This window comes from Bacillus sp. FSL P4-0290 (assembly GCF_037975435.1).
Taxonomy (GTDB): Bacteria; Bacillota; Bacilli; order Bacillales; family Bacillaceae; genus Bacillus; species Bacillus subtilis.
In genome coordinates this window covers 1,440,368-1,459,540 of record NZ_CP150253.1, presented here as the reverse complement: position 1 = coordinate 1,459,540, position 19,173 = coordinate 1,440,368, and the positions used below count along the sequence as shown (strand labels likewise).

17 protein-coding genes and 1 other annotated feature are annotated in these 19,173 nt (G+C 44.2%); of the genes, 2 read left to right on the top strand and 15 right to left on the bottom strand.

From position 1 onward, the window contains the following. Window positions 1-26 precede the first annotated feature (26 nt). The 7 genes from mreB to valS all read right to left on the bottom strand — a co-directional run bounded on the left by mreB (window position 27) and on the right by valS (window position 8,598). The gene (mreB, locus tag MKY10_RS07610) at window positions 27-1,040 is read right to left on the bottom strand and encodes a cell shape-determining protein MreB (protein ID WP_003229650.1); all 1,014 of its coding nucleotides are present in this window, start codon (window positions 1,038-1,040) and stop codon (window positions 27-29) included. Between the two features lie 91 nt (window positions 1,041-1,131). Further along, window positions 1,132-1,827 (bottom strand): DNA repair protein RadC, encoded by a 696-nt coding sequence (gene radC / locus MKY10_RS07605; protein WP_015251546.1) that lies wholly within the window; start codon window positions 1,825-1,827, stop codon window positions 1,132-1,134. A 36-nt stretch (window positions 1,828-1,863) separates the two neighbouring features. Continuing rightward, window positions 1,864-2,433 (bottom strand): Maf family nucleotide pyrophosphatase, encoded by a 570-nt coding sequence (locus MKY10_RS07600; RefSeq protein WP_004398496.1) that lies wholly within the window; start codon window positions 2,431-2,433, stop codon window positions 1,864-1,866. 152 nt (window positions 2,434-2,585) lie between these two features. Next, window positions 2,586-3,584 carry a stage II sporulation protein SpoIIB gene (gene spoIIB / locus MKY10_RS07595; RefSeq protein WP_015251545.1) on the bottom strand — a complete coding sequence of 333 codons (999 nt, stop codon included), beginning with the start codon at window positions 3,582-3,584 and terminating at the stop codon, window positions 2,586-2,588. Window positions 3,585-3,717: 133 nt separating this feature from the next. Further along, window positions 3,718-4,464 carry an A24 family peptidase gene (locus tag MKY10_RS07590; RefSeq protein WP_072592551.1) on the bottom strand — a complete coding sequence of 249 codons (747 nt, stop codon included), beginning with the start codon at window positions 4,462-4,464 and terminating at the stop codon, window positions 3,718-3,720. A gap of 139 nt (window positions 4,465-4,603) precedes the next feature. Beyond that, complete coding sequence (locus MKY10_RS07585; RefSeq protein ID WP_014480460.1) at window positions 4,604-5,896, bottom strand: folylpolyglutamate synthase/dihydrofolate synthase family protein; 1,293 nt, start codon at window positions 5,894-5,896, stop codon at window positions 4,604-4,606. A gap of 59 nt (window positions 5,897-5,955) precedes the next feature. After that, the gene (gene valS, locus MKY10_RS07580; RefSeq protein ID WP_017697542.1) at window positions 5,956-8,598 is read right to left on the bottom strand and encodes a valine--tRNA ligase; all 2,643 of its coding nucleotides are present in this window, start codon (window positions 8,596-8,598) and stop codon (window positions 5,956-5,958) included. A 59-nt stretch (window positions 8,599-8,657) separates the two neighbouring features. Then, window positions 8,658-8,880, bottom strand: a binding site (T-box leader). Between the two features lie 165 nt (window positions 8,881-9,045). Here valS and MKY10_RS07575 point away from each other — a divergent pair. Continuing rightward, window positions 9,046-9,237 (top strand): hypothetical protein, encoded by a 192-nt coding sequence (locus MKY10_RS07575; RefSeq protein ID WP_003222590.1) that lies wholly within the window; start codon window positions 9,046-9,048, stop codon window positions 9,235-9,237. Window positions 9,238-9,255: 18 nt separating this feature from the next. Here the strand turns inward: MKY10_RS07575 and cotN are convergent, their stop codons facing one another. The 8 genes from cotN to hemA all read right to left on the bottom strand — a co-directional run bounded on the left by cotN (window position 9,256) and on the right by hemA (window position 18,425). After that, the gene (gene cotN / locus MKY10_RS07570) at window positions 9,256-10,281 is read right to left on the bottom strand and encodes a spore coat protein CotN (protein ID WP_015251541.1); all 1,026 of its coding nucleotides are present in this window, start codon (window positions 10,279-10,281) and stop codon (window positions 9,256-9,258) included. Between the two features lie 32 nt (window positions 10,282-10,313). Continuing rightward, window positions 10,314-12,041 carry a spore coat morphogenetic protein SpoVID gene (gene spoVID / locus MKY10_RS07565; RefSeq protein ID WP_015251540.1) on the bottom strand — a complete coding sequence of 576 codons (1,728 nt, stop codon included), beginning with the start codon at window positions 12,039-12,041 and terminating at the stop codon, window positions 10,314-10,316. Window positions 12,042-12,171: 130 nt separating this feature from the next. Continuing rightward, window positions 12,172-13,464 (bottom strand): glutamate-1-semialdehyde 2,1-aminomutase, encoded by a 1,293-nt coding sequence (gene hemL, locus MKY10_RS07560; RefSeq protein ID WP_015251539.1) that lies wholly within the window; start codon window positions 13,462-13,464, stop codon window positions 12,172-12,174. A gap of 29 nt (window positions 13,465-13,493) precedes the next feature. After that, complete coding sequence (gene hemB, locus MKY10_RS07555) at window positions 13,494-14,468, bottom strand: porphobilinogen synthase (RefSeq protein WP_015251538.1); 975 nt, start codon at window positions 14,466-14,468, stop codon at window positions 13,494-13,496. After that, entirely contained in the window at window positions 14,465-15,253 is a 789-nt protein-coding gene (gene hemD / locus MKY10_RS07550; RefSeq protein ID WP_015251537.1) for a uroporphyrinogen-III synthase, read from the bottom strand. The genes hemB and hemD overlap by 4 nt, the downstream gene beginning before the upstream one ends. Beyond that, entirely contained in the window at window positions 15,243-16,187 is a 945-nt protein-coding gene (gene hemC / locus MKY10_RS07545) for a hydroxymethylbilane synthase (RefSeq protein WP_015251536.1), read from the bottom strand. Before hemC ends, hemD begins: the two co-directional genes overlap by 11 nt. Before the next feature lie 32 nt (window positions 16,188-16,219). Further along, a complete protein-coding gene (locus MKY10_RS07540) occupies window positions 16,220-17,050 on the bottom strand; it encodes a cytochrome c biogenesis protein (RefSeq protein WP_003222575.1) in 831 nt (276 codons plus the stop codon). A 7-nt stretch (window positions 17,051-17,057) separates the two neighbouring features. Further along, on the bottom strand, window positions 17,058-18,425 hold the full coding sequence (hemA, locus tag MKY10_RS07535; RefSeq protein WP_015251535.1) for a glutamyl-tRNA reductase: 1,368 nt from the start codon (window positions 18,423-18,425) through the stop codon (window positions 17,058-17,060). Between the two features lie 229 nt (window positions 18,426-18,654). On the opposite strand from hemA, the gene MKY10_RS07530 reads away from it, so the two are divergent. Then, window positions 18,655-19,152, top strand: a complete 498-nt coding sequence (locus tag MKY10_RS07530) for a hypothetical protein (protein ID WP_044052485.1) — start codon at window positions 18,655-18,657, stop codon at window positions 19,150-19,152. Window positions 19,153-19,173 lie beyond the last annotated feature (21 nt).

Sequence of the window (19,173 nt, the reverse complement as noted above, 5' to 3'; positions counted from 1 at the left end):
TTACACCTCTTCTATTGAACTCCCGATTATCTAGTTTTCCCTTTGAAAAGATGGATGTGCTCCAGTGCTTTCCCTGTTCCGATCGCTACACAATCAAGCGGGTCTTCGGCGATCAGGACCGGCATTTTTGTTTCTTCGCTGATGACTTTGTCCAAATTGCGCAAAAGCGCTCCGCCGCCGGTTAACACTATACCTCTGTCCATGATATCTGCTGCAAGCTCAGGCGGTGTTTTTTCGAGTGTGCTCTTCACTGCTTCGACAATTGTAGATACAGTGTCGCGTAGAGCGTTAGAAATCTCTTTTCCTGTAATTTCAATTGTTTTCGGCAGACCTGTGAGCAAATCGCGGCCGCGGATTTCCATGTTGTCGGATTCTTCAGGAGCTTCTGCAGATCCGATTTCCATTTTAATCGCTTCAGCCGTACGGTCACCGATCATCAGATTGTACGTTTTTCTGATGTAGTTGATAATCGCGTCATCCATCTCATCACCGGCTACACGGATTGACTGAGACGTTACGATGCCTCCGAGGGAAATAATCGCAACTTCTGTCGTACCGCCTCCGATATCAACAACCATGCTTCCAGTCGGTTCCCAAACTGGCAGATTGGCTCCGATTGCTGCGGCAAAAGGCTCTTCAATTGGATACGCGTCACGCGCTCCCGCCTGTCTTGTCGCATCGATAACAGCGCGTTCTTCAACAGCTGTAATGCCTGATGGGACACATACCATTACATATGGTTTTCTGGCAAACATGCCTTTATTTTTTATGGCCTGATTGATGTAATATTTCATCATCGTCGCCGTTGTTTCATAATCAGCGATAACGCCGTCTTTCATCGGGCGAAGAGCCACCACGTTGCCCGGTGTCCGTCCAATCATATTTTTCGCATCATTTCCGACAGCGACAATCGATTTCGTATCCGTCTGCAAAGCGACAACTGACGGCTCTCTCACAACAATTCCTTTTCCTTTTACAAAAACAAGCGTATTCGCAGTTCCAAGATCTATACCAAGGTCTCTAGCACCAATTCCAAACATATGTATGTATCTTCCTTTCTTAAAGCAAAAATACCCTAAAGGGAAAAACTCATAAACTCTATTATAGCTTAATTCGACGAAAAAAAAAGTGTTACAAATATCCTTTTTCCTTTAAACTCACAAATTTTTTATCCCCGATCACCAAATGGTCAAGCAGCTCGATGCCAATCAGGTTTCCGCATTCAAACAGCCGTCTTGTCACTTCAATATCTTCCCTGCTCGGCGTCGGATCTCCAGAAGGATGATTATGAACACAGATAAAGGAAGCGGCAGATCGTTTAAACGCTTCTTTAAACACCTCTCGCGGGTGGACAATAGATGAATTCAGGCTTCCGATAAATACGGTGCGTTTATGGATGACTTGATTTTTTGTATTTAAGTATAAACAGACAAAATGCTCCTGGGTTAAAAAGCGCATATCCTCCATGACGAGATTAGCGCCGTCTTCCGGGGAGCGAATAACGAAATGTTCTTCGTTGGCTAATTTATGAATCCGGCTTCCAAGCTCAACTGCTGCCAGTATTTGAATCGCTTTTACCATACCGATTCCCGGGATGCTTGACAGCTCTTCAACCGATGCTTCCTTGAGCAGGCGCAGCCCGTCAAATGAGCGCAGCAGCCGGTTTGACAGGTCCAAAACAGATTCGTGTTTAGTCCCTGTCCGCAATAATATAGCCAAAAGTTCATGATTCGCTAAGTTCTCGGCTCCGACTTTCAGGAGCCGTTCCCTTGGCTTTTCTTTCATTGGGAAATCTTTGAGTTTTAATGGCAGATCGCGTATGACCAAGCACTCCTTTTCTTTCCCTTCCCGTTTATAGAACCGTCATGCCCTTATATCAAAATGGCGAAGAGCTCTCATTGTTTTTGATATAGGAAGGCCCATGACTGAATAATAATCTCCGTCTATTTTCTTTACAAAAAGCGCGCCTCTTCCTTGGATGCCGTATGCACCTGCTTTATCCATCGGCTCTTTTGTTTCAATATATGTCCAAATCTCTTCTTCACTGAGGGACCAAAACGCAACTTCTGTCTTATCATAAAAAGTCTCGCTGTGATTTTCAGCTTGAATGCTGACCGCGGTTATTACTGAGTGACTTCGGCCTGAAAGCCTCCGCAGCATAGAAGCAGCTTCTTCTTGATCCTGCGGTTTGCCAAGACATTCGCCGTCAAGGCATACCATTGTATCAGCACCGATAACGATTGCATGCGGGTGGAGATCAGCTACAGCCTTAGCTTTTTGTTTTGCCAACCATTGGACGTTTTCTTCTGGTGAAAAGTTTCGATTTAATTTTTCTTCTACTTCACTGACAATAATGGAGTAGGGCAGCTGGAGAAGATCGAGGAGTTCTTTCCTGCGCGGAGATTGTGATGCAAGTATTAGCGGTTTTGTCATGTTCGTCATCCTTTCAGGGTTTGCTTAAGAAAAAAAGATACTCGTTTATCCTACCAAATCACGAGGCTTGTCACAATTTCAGAAAAATAACTTTTTCATGACAAAATAAAAAAAGCCTGTCACTAAAGGACGAAGGCTCAGGGCACTATCTCTTATTTTACGACGGCTAACAGCTCCTGCTGAGCCTTCCACCCGGCTTCAGCACTTGGATCCTCTAATTCCTTTAAAGCCTGCAAAATCGCTTTTTTCTCTCCTGTTTCTGAAGCTTTTGTTTCACCAAGCGACTTTTCTATTTTCTCTACACTCGCTTTTGTAATGTCTTCGCCGAGAATCGCCTTTGCTGCAAGCTCCGCTGTTTCCTTAAAAGAATCTGTCATATCTGACTCTATTGATAAGGAAAGCTCCTTGCCTCCCCAGGCTTCAAAATCACTGTCGATTAAAACCTGTCCTAACTGCTGTGAGACATTCTTATCACTGGCTAAGCCCGCGATGACATACGTATACCCGTCATCCTTTGACAGTGACACGGCGGAATAACCCTTTTCGGTCAATTGTTCTGTTAACGTTTCGGCACCCTTTTCATTTGAAAATTTTCCGGCTTGCACAGCGTATGTTTTGTATGTACCTTCAGTTTGTGCTGCTTGTTTTTCTGCGCCTGAGGTTTGTTTATCAGCAGAAGTATCTCCGGCTTTTGCCGTTTGGCTGCCCAGAGAATCCTCTAAAGAGGCCGGTGCTGACGCTTCTTTATTCCCCGATATGCTTAACGCGAATAGCCCTAATCCAGTGCCAATGACAGCCGCGAAGGCAATCGTCGCAGCCACTCTTTTTACTGGTTTGGCAGTCCCGGTCTTTCCTTTTGCATAAAGCTTTGTTTTTTTCTTTTGAAAAGGAGGAACAACTTTAGGGTCCTCTTTAAACACCTTGTCCTCCTCGGAATCCCAATTGAATTCATCTTCATCAGGGTGTTCCTGGGATGCCGCAACCTCTTGTTCTGCCTGTCTTTTTTCCTCCCAATTTGAAAATGTCATGCTTTTATTCGCCTCTGTCTCAGGCGTCTCTTGTTCGTAAACCGTCTCTTCTTTTCCATTAATCGTCACCTTGAGGGCTTTTTCTGCGGCTTTACTGTTTTTTTTATTCTTTCTTTTTTTCAATTCCGCTTCCTCCCTTCATTTGCTTGACCGTTCTTGTCGGCTTTTCATGCTACACACTTTAGCACAGGCAAAGAAAAAAAGAACAAGACTTTTGTCGCCTTGTCCAAAAAACGTTCGTCAAATTTTTCAGCAGTCAGCCCAATGCCATTTTGATATAAAAAGAAATGATAGAGTCACCGTATAAATAGGCTAAAATGCTCCCTGCGGCTATAGCGGGGGCGAAGGGAAGCGGCTGCCTTTTAGCGAGTCTACCAGTCAGAACAGCTGCCGCTCCATATAATGCACCTATCAAAACTGAAAAGAAAAAGGCAGCTGCCAGCATTTTCACACCAAGCACAAAGCCAATCACCGCAAATAATTTAATATCTCCTCCCCCTACTCCCCCATGGGTGATTGCGGCAATTACAGCCAGAAACAAAAATCCGGCTGCCGCACCTAACAGGCCTGCATACCAGGAATCAAGCGGAGAAATCAATCTCGCGGCCGCCAAAAAGGGAAGAAAGAAAATCAATATTCGATTTGGAATCAGCATAAAATGAATATCTGTCACTGCAACAATAATGAGAAGAGAGATAAACACCACAGCGGGAAACAGTTCCAGCGATGTGCCAAAGCGTATTCCTGCGGCGGCAAATAAACACGCTGTCACAAGCTCTGCTGCGGGATACATAAAAGAAATCCTATGCCCGCAGCTTTTACATTTACCTTTTTGAAATAGGAATGACAGGATGGGAATTAATTCTGCAGGAGTTAATGTTCGCCGGCAAAACGGGCATGATGAACGGGGCGCAATAATAGATAGATGTAAGGGGATACGGCACCCGGCCGTATAGTAAAAAGAACCAAGGATAAGCCCGAAGATAAAAAGAATGGATAGCATAGACAACACACCTTTACTCATTGAGTTCTGGTATGGATTGTAGCAAAATGGACATCCTGAGCTCCAATTGGGAATATTCAATTTTACACATAAAAAAAACGGCAGAATCTTTTTTTGATTCTGCCGGAGCCGGATGCTTTTATTTCAACCTTTTTCGAATGTCAGAAATAAAGTAAAGAGATCCGGTAATCAGCGTAATTTCATTTGAGCCCTTTTTGCTTTCTATGAATTTGATCACATCGTCTGGATCTTCACTCCAGCTTTTATTGCTGATTTCACTTGCATCATAGAGATCTTTTGCAAGAGAAGCACGCGGGAAATCAAAAGAAGCAAAATGAATCGCATGAGCAATGGTTTCCAGTCTTTTAATCATGTTCTGATACGGTTTGTCCTTTAACGCGCTAAACACCACAGTAATGCGTGAATTGGCGAAACGCTGCTTCATCGTTTCCGCCAGCTTTTCAACACCTTCTTCGTTATGCGCACCGTCTAAATATACCGGAGGATGTTCCTGAACAAGCTCTAACCGTCCCGGCCAAGCAGCCTTCACAAGCCCGCTCCTTAACGCTTCGTCACTGATATGGGCGATATTCTCCTTATTGAGCCACTCCGCAGCCAAAATGGACAAAGCAGCATTTTGTCTTTGATGGGTGCCAATCAGAGATGTCCGAATATCTTCATAGCATTTCTCTTCCGTTTTGAATGAAAACTGTTCTCCTGCAGGCAGAGCCTCTTCATTGAAAATAACACATGCATCATGCAATGACTGGAACGGCGCAGCATGCCGTTCGGCTTCGTGGCGGATGACCTGTAAAGCTTCCGGCTGGGTAACTGCTGTAACGATTGGAATACCTTCTTTAATAATACCGGCCTTTTCTCCTGCAATTTCTTCAATGGTGTTTCCCAAAATATTCATATGATCGTGTCCAATGCTTGTAATCACAGTTAAGAGCGGTTCAACCACATTAGTAGAATCGAATCTACCGCCCAAACCTGTTTCAAAAATAACAAAATCGACCTTATGAAATTCTGCAAAATATAAAAATGCACAGGCCGTCATAATTTCAAATTCTGTCGGCTGTCCGTATTCCGTTTGATCAAGGGCTTCAACGTGCGGTTTCATTTGATTGACGAGTGCTGTCCATTCCTCATCTGAAATCGGTATCCCGTTTACGCTGATCCGTTCATTAAACGTAATAATATAAGGCGATGTAAATGTTCCAACCGTATATCCGGCTTCCTGCAGCATAGAACGGATAAAAGCGACAGTTGATCCTTTACCGTTTGTTCCTGCGACGTGGAACGCTCGGATTTTTTTTTCAGGATGTCCTAACCGCGCCATCAGCTGTTTCATTCGGCCAAGTCCGGGCTTCACCCCGAATTTCAGCCTCCCGTGAATCCAGCTGCGCGCATCTTGATATGCAGTAAACAATGATAATCCCCTCTTTTATATGACAAGGCGGTTTCTCTAGAAACCGCCCCGGCTTTTCATTAACCCTTCAGCTCAGCCATTCGTTTTTGAACAGCGTCACGCTTCGCCACATAATCTTTTTCTTTTTCACGTTCTTCATCAATTACGTGTGCAGGCGCTTTTTTCATAAATCCTTCATTTCCAAGTTTCTTTTGGACACGCTCAACTTCTTTTGTCAGTTTATCAAATTCTTTTTGCAGACGGGCAATTTCTTCATCAATATTGATTAAGCCTTCAAGCGGAAGAATAACCTCTGCTCCTGAGACAACGGCCGTCATCGCCTTATCAACAGCCTCAATATCGGTGCCGATTTTAAGCACGCTCGGATTCGTAAAGCGTTCAACATATGAACGGTTCGCCTCGAGGCGGGCTGCTATTTCGTCTGTGCTTGTTTTAATGTACAGTTCAACCTGCTTGCTCATTGGCGTATTGACTTCACTGCGGATATTGCGCACAGAACGGATCAGCTCAACAAGAAGCTTCATGTCAGCTGCCGCTTCAGTATCGGTATGCTCCGGCACTACTACAGGCCATTGACTTACTGTAATCGATTCCCCTTGGTGAGGAAGGTGCTGCCAAATTTCCTCCGTTAAGAATGGCATAAACGGATGGAGCAGACGCATCGTTTGATCAAGTACGTAAGCAAGGATGGAACGGGTAGTTTTCTTAGCCGCTTCGTCTTCCCCATAAAGCGGAAGCTTCGCCATTTCAATATACCAATCACAGAAATCGTCCCAAATAAAGTTATATAAATGGCGTCCTACTTCACCAAATTCATATCGATCAGCAAGCTGGGTCACGTGCTCGATCGTTTCATTTAATCGCGTTAAAATCCACTTGTCAGCGACTGATTTTTCGCCTGACAGATCAAGCTCATCGTACGTCATGCCATCCATATTCATTAATGCAAAACGGGAGGCGTTCCAAATTTTATTGGCAAAATTCCAGGTCGATTCCACTTTTTCATAGCTGAAGCGCAGATCCTGGCCAGGAGAGCTTCCAGTCGCAAGGAAATAACGCAGAGAATCGGCTCCGTACTTGTCAATCACATCCATCGGGTCGACACCGTTGCCAAGAGATTTACTCATTTTCCGGCCTTGCTCGTCACGGATTAAGCCGTGGATTAAAACATCTTTGAACGGGCGCTCGCCTGTAAATTCAATGCCTTGGAAAATCATGCGTGATACCCAGAAGAAAATGATATCGTACCCTGTCACGAGAACATCTGTCGGATAGTAGCGTTTAAAGTCTTCAGCCGTTACATCAGGCCAGCCCATTGTGGAGAAAGGCCATAGCGCAGAACTGAACCATGTATCCAGTACGTCTGTATCCTGTTCCCAATTTTCGCTGTCTTCCGGCGCTTCAAGCCCGACATATAGCTCGCCTGTTTCTTTATGATACCAGGCAGGAATACGATGGCCCCACCACAATTGACGGGAGATACACCAGTCGCGGATGTTTTCCATCCAGTGTAAATACGTTTTTTCGAAACGGTCAGGCACAAAGTTGACCTTTTCTTCTTTCTTTTGCAGCTCAATCGCTGCATCAGCAAGCGGCTGCATGCGCACAAACCATTGTGTAGAAAGATAAGGCTCCACAACAGCCCCGCTTCGTTCACTATGGCCGACAGAGTGCATATGATCCTCGATCTTGAAGAGAACTCCCGCCTCCTGTAAATCTTTCACGAGCTTTTTGCGGCATTCAAAACGATCCATGCCTTGATATTGCAGAGCATTTTCATTCATCGTGCCATCTTCATTCATGACAAGAATGCGTTCTAAATTGTGGCGGTTGCCAAGCTCGAAGTCGTTCGGATCATGAGCAGGCGTAATTTTCACGGCACCTGAACCAAATTCCATATCAACATAGTCATCACCGACAATCGGAATTTCACGATTTACAATCGGCAGGATCACCGTTTTTCCGATAAGGTGTTTATAGCGCTCGTCTTCAGGGTGAACGGCAACAGCTGTATCACCGAGCATTGTTTCAGGACGTGTCGTCGCAATTTCAATTGAGCCTGAACCGTCAGCAAGCGGATAGCTCATATGATAGAACGCGCCTTGAACATCCTTGTAAATCACCTCAATGTCGGATAGGGCTGTTTTTGTCGCTGGGTCCCAGTTAATAATATATTCGCCTCTGTAGATCAGGCCTTTTTCATAAAGCTTAACGAATACTTCTCTTACCGCTTTGCTCAAGCCTTCATCCAGCGTAAAACGTTCACGGGAATAATCTAGGCCAAGACCTAATTTCGCCCACTGGCTGCGAATAAAGTCAGCATATTCTTCCTTCCACTTCCACGTTTCTTCGAGGAATTTTTCACGGCCTAAATCGTAGCGGGATTTGCCTTCTTCACGAAGTTTCGCCTCCACTTTAGCCTGTGTTGCGATGCCGGCATGGTCCATGCCTGGAAGCCACAGCACATCATAGCCCTGCATGCGTTTCATTCTTGTTACAATGTCTTGCAGCGTTGTGTCCCATGCGTGGCCAAGGTGAAGTCTTCCTGTTACGTTTGGCGGCGGGATGACAACAGAGTATGGCTCTTTTGTCTGGTCACTGCCCGCTTCAAAAAATTTGCCTTTTAGCCAAAAATCATATCGGTCTTTTTCAACCGCTGCCGGATCATATTTCGTCGGCATTGTTTGTTCATTCGTTTCCATCATAACCCTCCAGCATGTTTAAAAATGGCTGAGAACGAAAAAAGAGCTCTTCATCCCTGTAAAAGGACGAAAAGCTCTTTCGCGGTACCACCTTTTTTCATGAACTCTATCAGTTCATGCACTTATAACGGATAACGGGTGTTTCCCGAATTTCTCTACTCTTCTTTCAAGAAATTATGCTCCCGGGCGACCTTCCAATCAGACAACATAAGAAGCCTTTCAGCAAACGGCTTCTCTCTCTGCATGCGCCTTTTTTGTACTCTTCCCGTTCTAAGCAGGTGTATTTATCAGCTCATTGTATACATTATTTATGTTCTTTATTATAGTAAAAGTGTTTTTGATTCGTCAATCATCTTTTCCAAAAACACCGCTTTCTATACAGATGGGCAGGCACCTATTGCCCAAGTTTACATATGATGCTTGTAAATGCGTAGAGGAGGATGCACCGTGAAGAAACGTTTCAGCTCTTATTCGCTGCCGCCATGGGTAAGGCAAATTCGGCTTGTATCCGCACAAGTGATTATTCCCATTACGATTTTTCAAGGAATCAGAACCATTTTCTTTCCGACAACCTTTGATGTTTTGCTGCTCGCAATCCTAATCTTTTTAGCTTGCGCCCTTCATTTAGAATGGATATAAACAAACAAGTCCGCGCCATTAAGACGTGGACTCGTTTTCAGCCTGAAATTTTTTCTCTTGTTCAATCTGATGAATTTTCATCACAAACGGCTCTATATTTTTCATTTGCCAATAAGCCTTTAATAATTGTGTACATTCCTCTTTTTCATGCTGTCTTTTCCCAGTTTGATAACCGTTCAGTACCTTGTACATGGCTGCCGGATATGCCATATAGCTGAGAAAAAGGCTGACTTCCGCTTCACGCAAAGGGAATGATTTCGTATATCCATAAAACCATTCGACGCATTCCGGACAAGCTTTCGGAAAGCCACTGAACATTTTTGTATAAAAGCCGAGCAGGTCGTTTTGCGGCGGACCGACAGATGCTCTTTCGAAGTTTGTAAAATATCCGGTCCCGGCATCATTATACAGAAAATGGTGTATAGACAGGCTGCCGTGGTTCATTACAACCCTTGAAACGTCCTTTTCCTTTGCCGACTCATACCAGTCCTCCAGCCGTTCCAGCGCAAAATTCACCGCGGAAATGGTTTCTGAAAAATAGGTTATGGCCTGGAGTTCAAAAGGAGAAAGGTACCATTCCTTCTCCGCTCTATCCACAAACTGCTCATAGAAAATTTTATCTTGTTCCCACTTTTTTTTCGTTTGCCCGTAATAACGTTCAATCTCATCACGTCTAACCTTTAGTTCCTGCGCGGTTCTCTCGTGAAGACGGGCTGTTTCTCTAAATAAATAAGCATGTTTCTGATCCCGCTCTTCCTCTTGGTCAAATTGGAGCCAAGGCATTAAATAGTAGGTATCTCCGTATTGTATGCCTGTTGAGAAAAACTCACCGCTATTTGTTCTGTAAACGGGAACGAATGAACGAAAGCCTTTTTCCTCAATCGCCACCATATGATCTGTAAAATGCTTGCCGCGACCCTCTTTCAATTTTTTCAGGGCAAATATGCCGTAGTCTGTATACACTTTCCAAACAAGAGGACTGACAGGCTCAATAAATTGAGCAGTCAGTCCGTATTCCTGAAGAACCGATTGGGTATCTTCCATTTCATTCACCACATTTTCCGATCACTTACGGTTTACGCATGGCTATTTTTATATTGAGGAATATAGAGAATCTGTCCTGCTTTTAATTCATCATCCAAGGCTAAAGAATTCATCCTGATCAGCTGCTGGGATGTAATTTCATACCGTTCGCATAAACGCTCGATCGTATCTTCCTGCTGCACAATGCATATTTTCATTCTCGAAAACTCATCCGCTTCTTTTGTAAAGAGTTTTGTTAAATAAAGAGAATTATCACTTTCCTTTGTTTGAGGTTCCTTCGTTTCAGCAGCAGGAGCAACCCTAGGAACAGCATCCGTTTCCTTCCTTTCAGTCTCAGAAGATTCAGGCAGCTGGAAGGATTGAAAAGGTGTTTCTTCCTTAGGCTCTTCAGCTGATGGTGTTTTTCTCACTTCAATTTCGAAGCTCTCTTCCTCTTGTTCTTCCTCCTCCAGCAGCTTAGGCGCTGAATAAAAAGAATCCTCCTCTTCTTGTTCAGGCAGGAAGGTACGGTATGCCGGTTCAGGCAATTCTTCTTGAGATGCCTCCTCCGAGCTTGTTTTTTGATTGAAATGGAAATGTAAATCGGCATTGTCATTCTCCATATATACAGCTGAAGCTGTTTCTCTGCTATCTTCTATGGAGAGAGCGGCCTCTGATACACTCTCCAAAGCTTCATCCGGTTCCGCCTCTTCTTGGCAAAGCGCAGGATCAGCCTGATCCGATTGAGCCGCTTCTTCCTTTTGAGCCTCTTGGCGCAGCGCATATTCATGATTAGGAGACACTGTTGTTTCCGCTTTTTCCTCTGCAATCACAGTCTCTGAATGAAGCTCAGCTTCCAAAGCAGGCGATTCTTCTGCTCCAGCGTGTTCACGAAGCTCAGTCTCCGCTGGAGAGTCTGCTTCTTCACGAACATCCGCTGTTGCAGCTGTCGGCTCTGCCGTTTCTTTTTTTGCTTTAACGATCTCTTGAATCTCTATTTCTGAATGATCAGGTTCTGGCTCAGATTCTTCTGTTTCCGATTCAGCACGAACCTCCGTTTCCGGCACAGCAAGCTCTTCTGACTCTTCTTCCTCTTTTACATCTTCTCTGGCCTCTGGTTCTGAAGCAACCGATTCAGGCGGCTCAGATTCTGCTTTTTCTGTCTCCAGTTCTTCACGGAGCCCCGCTTTTGAGATAAAAAGTTCTGGCGGTTCGGCTGGCGGTTCATGCTGAAGAACTGCTTCCTCTGCCGATGATGCACCCGGTTCTTCTACTACACTATGTGCCGGCGGCTCTGAAAGCTCTTCCTCCCTGAATGCCGCAGGAGCTTCATATAAAGGTATCTCCGGCTCTTTGTCTTGCGTATCATCCAAAAGCCCTTCAATCGCTAAATCAGCTTGAATTGTTAAAATGCGCGAATCCGTCAATTGATAGTCAAATGCGTCAATAAAGACGAAGACATCCTGTAAATGGCTCACTTTATTTTTCGGAATGGTAATATCCACAGGAAAACAGTGAGTCAGTTCCGCACTTCCATCCTCTCTCTTTCTGACTTGTTCAACAAACCGCTTATCTGTATAAATCTCTTCGGTATGTTTGTTTTGATCTATGTTGTACTCACCTGTAAGTTCAAGCGATCCTATGATTGATACATAATCATTTACTTCCTGAACCCTAATATCAGGATCTAATGAAATAGAAAGCAGTTCAGAAACTTCCTGTCCTTTTTGGAAACAGATCGATTCTTCTACAGAAAATTGCAATCGATGATTTTGCGGCAAGTTCATATCCTCCTTTCATCTAATCCTTAAAATTAGATGTCACTAAAGGTGTATGTATGAACTGGAGAAAATATGAGTGGGAGAGCACGAAAAAACCGGCACAAGGAGTCCTTGATACCGGTTTTCACTCTTATCTGCGGCTGATCTCAGCAAATACTTTCTCAGCTGCCTGGATTGTGTTTTCAATATCTTCATCAGTATGGGCCGTTGAGAGGAAAAGACCTTCGAATTGTGATGGCGGAAGGAATACCCCTTCATTTGCCATCCCTTTATAATAGCTTGCGAACAGCTTCAAATCAGATGATTTCGCTGTTTCATAATTAATGACTGGTTCGTTTGTAAAGAAGAAACCGATCATCGAACCTGCACGGTTAAAGGTATGCGGAATGCCATGAACCTCGGCGGCTTTTGAAATTCCTTCTTCCAGTCTGTCGCCTTTTTTGATGAAATTCTTGTAGGAATCAGGTGTCAGCTGTTTCAATGTCTCTAAGCCAGCCGTCATCGCAAGCGGGTTGCCTGACAATGTACCAGCTTGATAGATCGGACCGCTTGGAGCGATCTGCTCCATGATTTCTGCCTTTCCGCCATAAGCGCCGACAGGAAGTCCGCCCCCGATTACTTTTCCTAAACAAGTCAGATCAGGCGTTACGCCGAAGTAGCCTTGAGCGCAGTTATAATCGACCCGGAAGCCAGTCATCACTTCATCAAAAATCAGCAGGGAGCCGTACTGCTCAGTGATATCACGCAGACCCTGCAGGAAACCTTCTTGCGGCGGAACAACACCCATATTTCCGGCAACTGGCTCTACAATGACTCCCGCAATGTCTTCACCGAATTGCTGGAAAGCAAGCTTTACACTTTCTAAATCATTGTACGGAACGGTGATGGTGTTTTTCGCAATGCCTTCAGGCACCCCCGGGCTGTCAGGCAGACCGAGAGTGGCAACACCTGAACCAGCTTTAATCAAGAGAGAATCGCCGTGTCCGTGGTAGCAGCCCTCAAATTTTAAAATCTTGTTGCGGCCCGTATAGCCCCTTGCCAAACGGAGGGCACTCATTGTAGCCTCTGTTCCGGAGCTTACCATTCGTACAATTTCTACAGATGGCACACGATCAATGACGAGCTTAGCCAGTTCATTTTCTACTTCAGTCGGAGCACCGAAGCTTGTCCCGTATTCAGCCACTTTTTTGAGGCTTTCTACGACGCGGTCATTTGTATGCCCTAAAATTAAAGGCCCCCATGACAAGACGTAGTCAATATATTCATTCCCGTCAATATCAAAGATTTTCGAGCCTTTTCCACGCTCCATAAAAATCGGGTCCATGTCTACCGATTTAAATGCGCGAACGGGACTGTTCACACCGCCTGGCATGAGTTTTTGCGCTTCTTTAAAAGCCGTTTTTGATTTTTCATAGCTTCTCATCTGCCTCAACTCCTGTCAACTGAATAAAATTACTCCGCAAGCCATTTCGCTGCGTCTTTCGCATGATACGTAATAATCAGGTCGGCACCCGCGCGCTTCATGCTTGTCAAAATTTCCAACACAATTTCTTTTTCTTTGATCCAGCCGTTCTGCGCTGCAGCCTTCACCATTGAATACTCTCCGCTTACATTATAAGCGACGAGCGGCAAAGTAAACTCATTTTTTACGTCACGCATGATATCCATATAAGAAAGCGAAGGTTTGACAATCAAAAAGTCCGCGCCTTCCTCGACATCTGATTGTGCTTCGCGGAGTGCCTCCATACGGTTGGCAGGGTCCATCTGATATGTTTTGCGGTCTCCGAATTGCGGTGTGCTGTTTGCTGCATCACGGAACGGACCGTAAAACTCACTAGAATATTTCACAGCGTAAGACATGATTGGAATATTGACGAATCCTTCTTTATCAAGCGCTTCTCTGATCACTGTAACAAATCCGTCCATCATGTTTGATGGCGCAATGATATCCGCACCTGCTTTCGCTTGGCTGACAGCTGTCTGCGCCAAAAGCTCCAGCGATTCATCATTGAGGATGACCCCGTCTTTGACAAGTCCGCAATGGCCGTGGTCTGTATATTCGCACAGGCACGTGTCAGCGACAACAACCATTTCAGGGAAGTGTTTTTTAATTTCTGTGATGGCTTTTTGGACAATTCCGTGATCATGGTACGCTTGTGTTCCGCAATCATCTTTTTCTTCTGGGATGCCGAAGACGATAACAGATTGAATGCCCAGTTTGACCAGCTCCGCTACTTCATCCTTCAATAAATCTAATGATACATGGTAAACATCAGGCATTGACGGAACAGCTTTTTTGCCTTCCAGCCCTTCAACGACAAAAATCGGATAAATAAAATCTGATGGATGCAAACGTGTTTCCTTTACCATTTCTCTCATTGCTTTTGATGTCCGCAGGCGGCGGTGTCTATTAAATGATTGACTCATATTCTCTCTTCCTCTCTTGACATGCTGCACATTAACTCAAGCATGCTATCTATTGTAAATGTATCAGGCGTATGCGATGTGATGCCGTACGTCAGAAGGGCATCATTTGTTAAAGGTCCAATGCTGATACAGGCCGTCCCATTCGCCTTCCACTTTTTTAATTCTTCTCCCAAGACATGCATAAACGTATGTACGGTTGATGAACTCGTAAATGTTATATAGTCAAAGGAATATTGACCCGCAGCGTCTTTCAGTGCCTCAATGCCTTCTTCATCTGGAATCGTTTCGTAGAGAACCCATTCCTTTACTTCAAAACCGAGCGGGACAAGCTCTTGTTTTATCACATCACGTGACAAATTCCCTTTCATCACGGTAATGGGCTCCCCCGGTTCAGCATGCTGCTTAAGAGCATCAGCCAATTGTTCAGCAATATACTCCTGTGGCATCACATCAACCGATACGTTATGCGTTTTTAAACGGCGGGCGGTTTTTTCACCGACGGCTGCAATTTTTTTATGCGCAGGGAGAATAAGCTGATTTTCCTTCAGATAAGAAAAAAAGAAGTCTGCCCCGTTCACACTTGTAAAAACAAGCCAGCCTGGCGCGGTTAGATCCTCCCTTACCTGTTCCGCAACATCATTCGGCAAAGCGCGGCGAAACGTAATCAAAGAGGTTAAAACCGCTTTACCGCCAAGCGCCTCCACTTTTTGCTGAAATGATGTTGCCTGTGCCTTATTCCGGGTGACAAGCACTGTTTTTCCTTTCAACGGAAAATCATTTTCCATCCTCATCAAGCTCCCGTTTTACACGATCAATTAAATCTTTTGCTCCTTTGTCAGCCATAAGAGCGGCACAGCGCTTTCCTACTTCCTCCGGATCGTTTCCGGTGACGGTTTCTTTAAAAATGATTTTGCCGTCAGGTGAAGCGACAAGACCTGTCATTTCAATTTCATCCTGTCCATTTAACACGGAGTAGCCTGCGATCGGAACCTGGCAGCCGCCCTCCATCGCGTTTAAAAAAGCACGTTCCGCTAAGACAGTCCGTTTTGTATATTCATCTGTAAACTGAGAAAACAACGCCAACAGCTCTTCATCCGATTCTCGGCACTCAATCGCCAGTGCTCCCTGCCCCACAGCAGGCAAACAGCGCTCAGGCTCAAGGAATTCGGTTACGACATCTTGCTTCCACCCCATTCTAGAAAGTCCGGCAGCCGCTAAAATAATCGCGTCATAATCCTCTGTTTCCAGCTTTTGAAGTCTTGTATCTATATTACCTCTAATCCATTTAATTGTAAGGTCAGGGCGCTCAATCAAAAGCTGCGCGCTTCTTCTTAAACTGCTTGTGCCAATGACAGCACCTTCCTTCATTTCTGAAAGCTTTACGCGATTCTTTGAAATAAGGGCATCACGCGGGTCCTCCCGTTCAGGAATACAGCCGATCACAAGGCCTTCAGGCAAAACAGCAGGCATGTCCTTCATGCTGTGCACAGCCATATCAATCTCTTCGTTTAAAAGCGCCTGTTCAATTTCTTTGACAAACAGCCCTTTTCCACCCACTTTTGAGAGTGTAACATCGACAATCCGGTCGCCCTTTGTCACGATCTCTTTAATTTCAAAAGCAAACGAAGGATTGATTTCCTTCAGTTTTTGAATAACCCATTTTGTTTGAGTCATAGCGAGTTTGCTTCGTCTGGAACCTACTTTAATCGTTCTCATCATTTCTTTCCTCCCGAATCTGCTTGGGACATCGTTTAACTGAACCAATGGAATTGCGACAGGCTTCCAAGCAGGAAATAATTGATCATCAGCACCAGAAAACAAGCCGTATTCCACAGTGCAGCGACCTTTCCTTGCAGCTCTTTAATCAGCCTGATATAAAGATAATAGCTGTACAGCAGCAGGACGACAAACGAACCAAGCACTTTGGCGTCAAACCAATACAGCGTTTCTAGTGAGACATATGCCCATATGACGCCGAGAATCAAACTCAGCAGCAGCATCGGAACCCCGATGACATTTAAAACATACGCCATATAATCAAGCTTAGATAAATCTTCTATTCTCAACAGCCATTTTCCCCACTTTTTCTTTTTCAGCAGATGATATTGAAACATATATAGCACAGAAAAAACGAAAGAAAGGGAAAAAGCGCCGTATGAAAGAATCGCCATTGTAATATGAATCACCAAAAGCTCGGATACAAGCTGCCCGGAAAAAGCAGCTGACTGCTGCTCTGTCGGTGAAAATGTGTGAATGGCGATCATAGAAAATCCTATAACATTTGTAAAAAACACGATAAAGTCAACACGTAAAAGCTTTGTCAGTACAAGTGACAGCGTGACAAGCACCCAGGCATAAAAATAAAGCGCCTCTGTCACATTTAATACCGGAAACCGCCCCGTCACCCACATAAAATAGGCCAAATACACGGTTTGCAGAGTCCAGACAATAGAAAGCAACCAGAAGGCCATTTTTCCAGCCTTCCGGTTGTGTTGAAGAAAATCTATAAAATAAAAGAGTACACTTAACGCGTAAATGACGATTGTCCCCTCATTAAGTCTTGCCATTGCAGTATCAATCATTCAGCTTTCACTCACTTACAAGTGGGCTAAAGCCCGCTTTTGATTCAGCCTTCTTAAAAGAGTGGACCTTTTGGCTGCTTTCAACGGTTTTCATCATTTGACGGCCCGCAGCTTCTTCAATATCAAAAATCTGCATAAACAACGCGAGCTTTTCTTCCGAATCAGCATCTGCCGCAAGCTCTTTCACCTTTAAAATCGGATCACGAAGCATTTGGTTAATAATACTTTTGGTGTGTTTGTTCAACAGTTTTTTCTCTCTTGAGCTTAAGTGAGGCAGCTTACGCTCAATGCTGTCCATCGTTTCTGACTGGATAGCAAGCGCCTTTTCGCGCAATGCAGAAATAACCGGCACAACACCAAGTGTATTCATCCATTGTTTAAATTCCACAATGGTTTCTTCAATTAACAGTTCAACTTTTTCAGCTGTTTCTCTCCGCTCTTTCATGTTCGCTTCTACAATGCCTTCCAGATCGTCGATATCATAAAGAAAAACACCTTCAAGATCATTCAGCGCCGGATCAAGATCTCTAGGCACGGCAATGTCGACCATAAACAGCGGACGTCCCTTGCGAAGCTTATTCGCGTTTTCCATCATCTCTTTGGACACGACAAATTCACTTGCACCGGTTGAACTGATTAAAATATCAGCCTCCGCAAGCGCGCTTTCAAGCTGATTCAAGCTTCTCGCTTCACCTGAGAAACGGTCTGCAAGCTCCTTCGCTTTCAAGTATGTTCGGTTAATGACAGTGACCTTGCCGATTCCCTGTCCGTGCAGGTTTTCCGCAGCAAGCTCGCCCATTTTTCCCGCACCGAGAATCAATATGTGCTTGCTTGAAAGATTTCCGAAGATTTTTTTGGCAAGTTCAACTGCAGCATAGCTTACTGACACCGCATTTGAGCCAATGTCTGTTTCGGCGTGAGTCCGTTTGCCCACTGTAACTGCCTGCTTAAACAGCTCATTAAAAATAGTCCCGATCGTTTTTTCTTGCTGAGCTGTTTTAAAGCTGTCGCGTACCTGTCCGAGAATCTGCGTTTCGCCAATCACCATAGAGTCAAGTCCGCAGGCTACACGGAATAAATGCTCAACAGCGGCATCGCTCTCATAAAACGTTAAGAACGGTGACAGCTCTTCTTTGCTTAATTGAAACCAATCAGCTAAAAACTTTTTTATATAATAACGGCCGGTATGGAGCTGGTCGACTACCGCATAAATTTCAGTGCGGTTGCAGGTTGAGACAATGATGTTTTCAAGAATGCTTTTCTCTTCTTTCAGCTGCACCATTGCTTCTGCCAGCTCATTCGGCTGAAAACTTACTTTTTCACGTATCTCAATAGGGGCGGATTTATAATCTACTCCCACAACAAGTATATGCATCGCTCTAATTACACCCCCAACACCCAATCTTAATTTATAATCATTCTAACATAGAACTCATTATTTATAATAATTATAACATAGTTTCTTTCACAAAATGTGAACAGATTTTAAAATTCTTATGCTATATTAGAAAAAGCTTCAGGGAAAAGAAGCATTCCTATTGACAATACCAAAAACAGCAGAAATTTACTACACATCAGCTCTAAAAAACAAGAAGGTGATATGCATGAAACAAAAATCAATTTTATTCCCTTGTCTGCTGCTTGCCGCTTCTGTATATGCATGGCTAGAAAGCGGCCAAGCCGAACTGTTTTCAGGGCAGGATCAATGGCCTGTTCTCCTCATGCTGTTAGGCGCAGCCTTTGTATATCAAGGAAAAAAAGAAGCCGTCACACCCCATTTTTTTATCGGTTTGCTTCTCTTCGGGATCGGTTTACACTTTTTTGCCAAGCCGAAATGGGTATGGTGGCCAGATGACTTTGAAATGCTCCTCTTTATGATCGGCTTCTCACTTCTCGTTTCAACCGTTCAAAAAAAAGAATATGTATTTGAAGCTGTGTCGATGATTTGTTTTTCCCTGTTTTTGTACTTTTTCAAACAAATTATGGCATGGCTTGAGTCTGCGCATATTCCAACAGCGCTTCTGAAGGAGTATTGGCCGTTTGTCTTTATTGGAATCAGTTTATTATTATTATTGATAAAACGAAAAAAATCTATACGATAAATAAAACCGGTAGAGGATCCT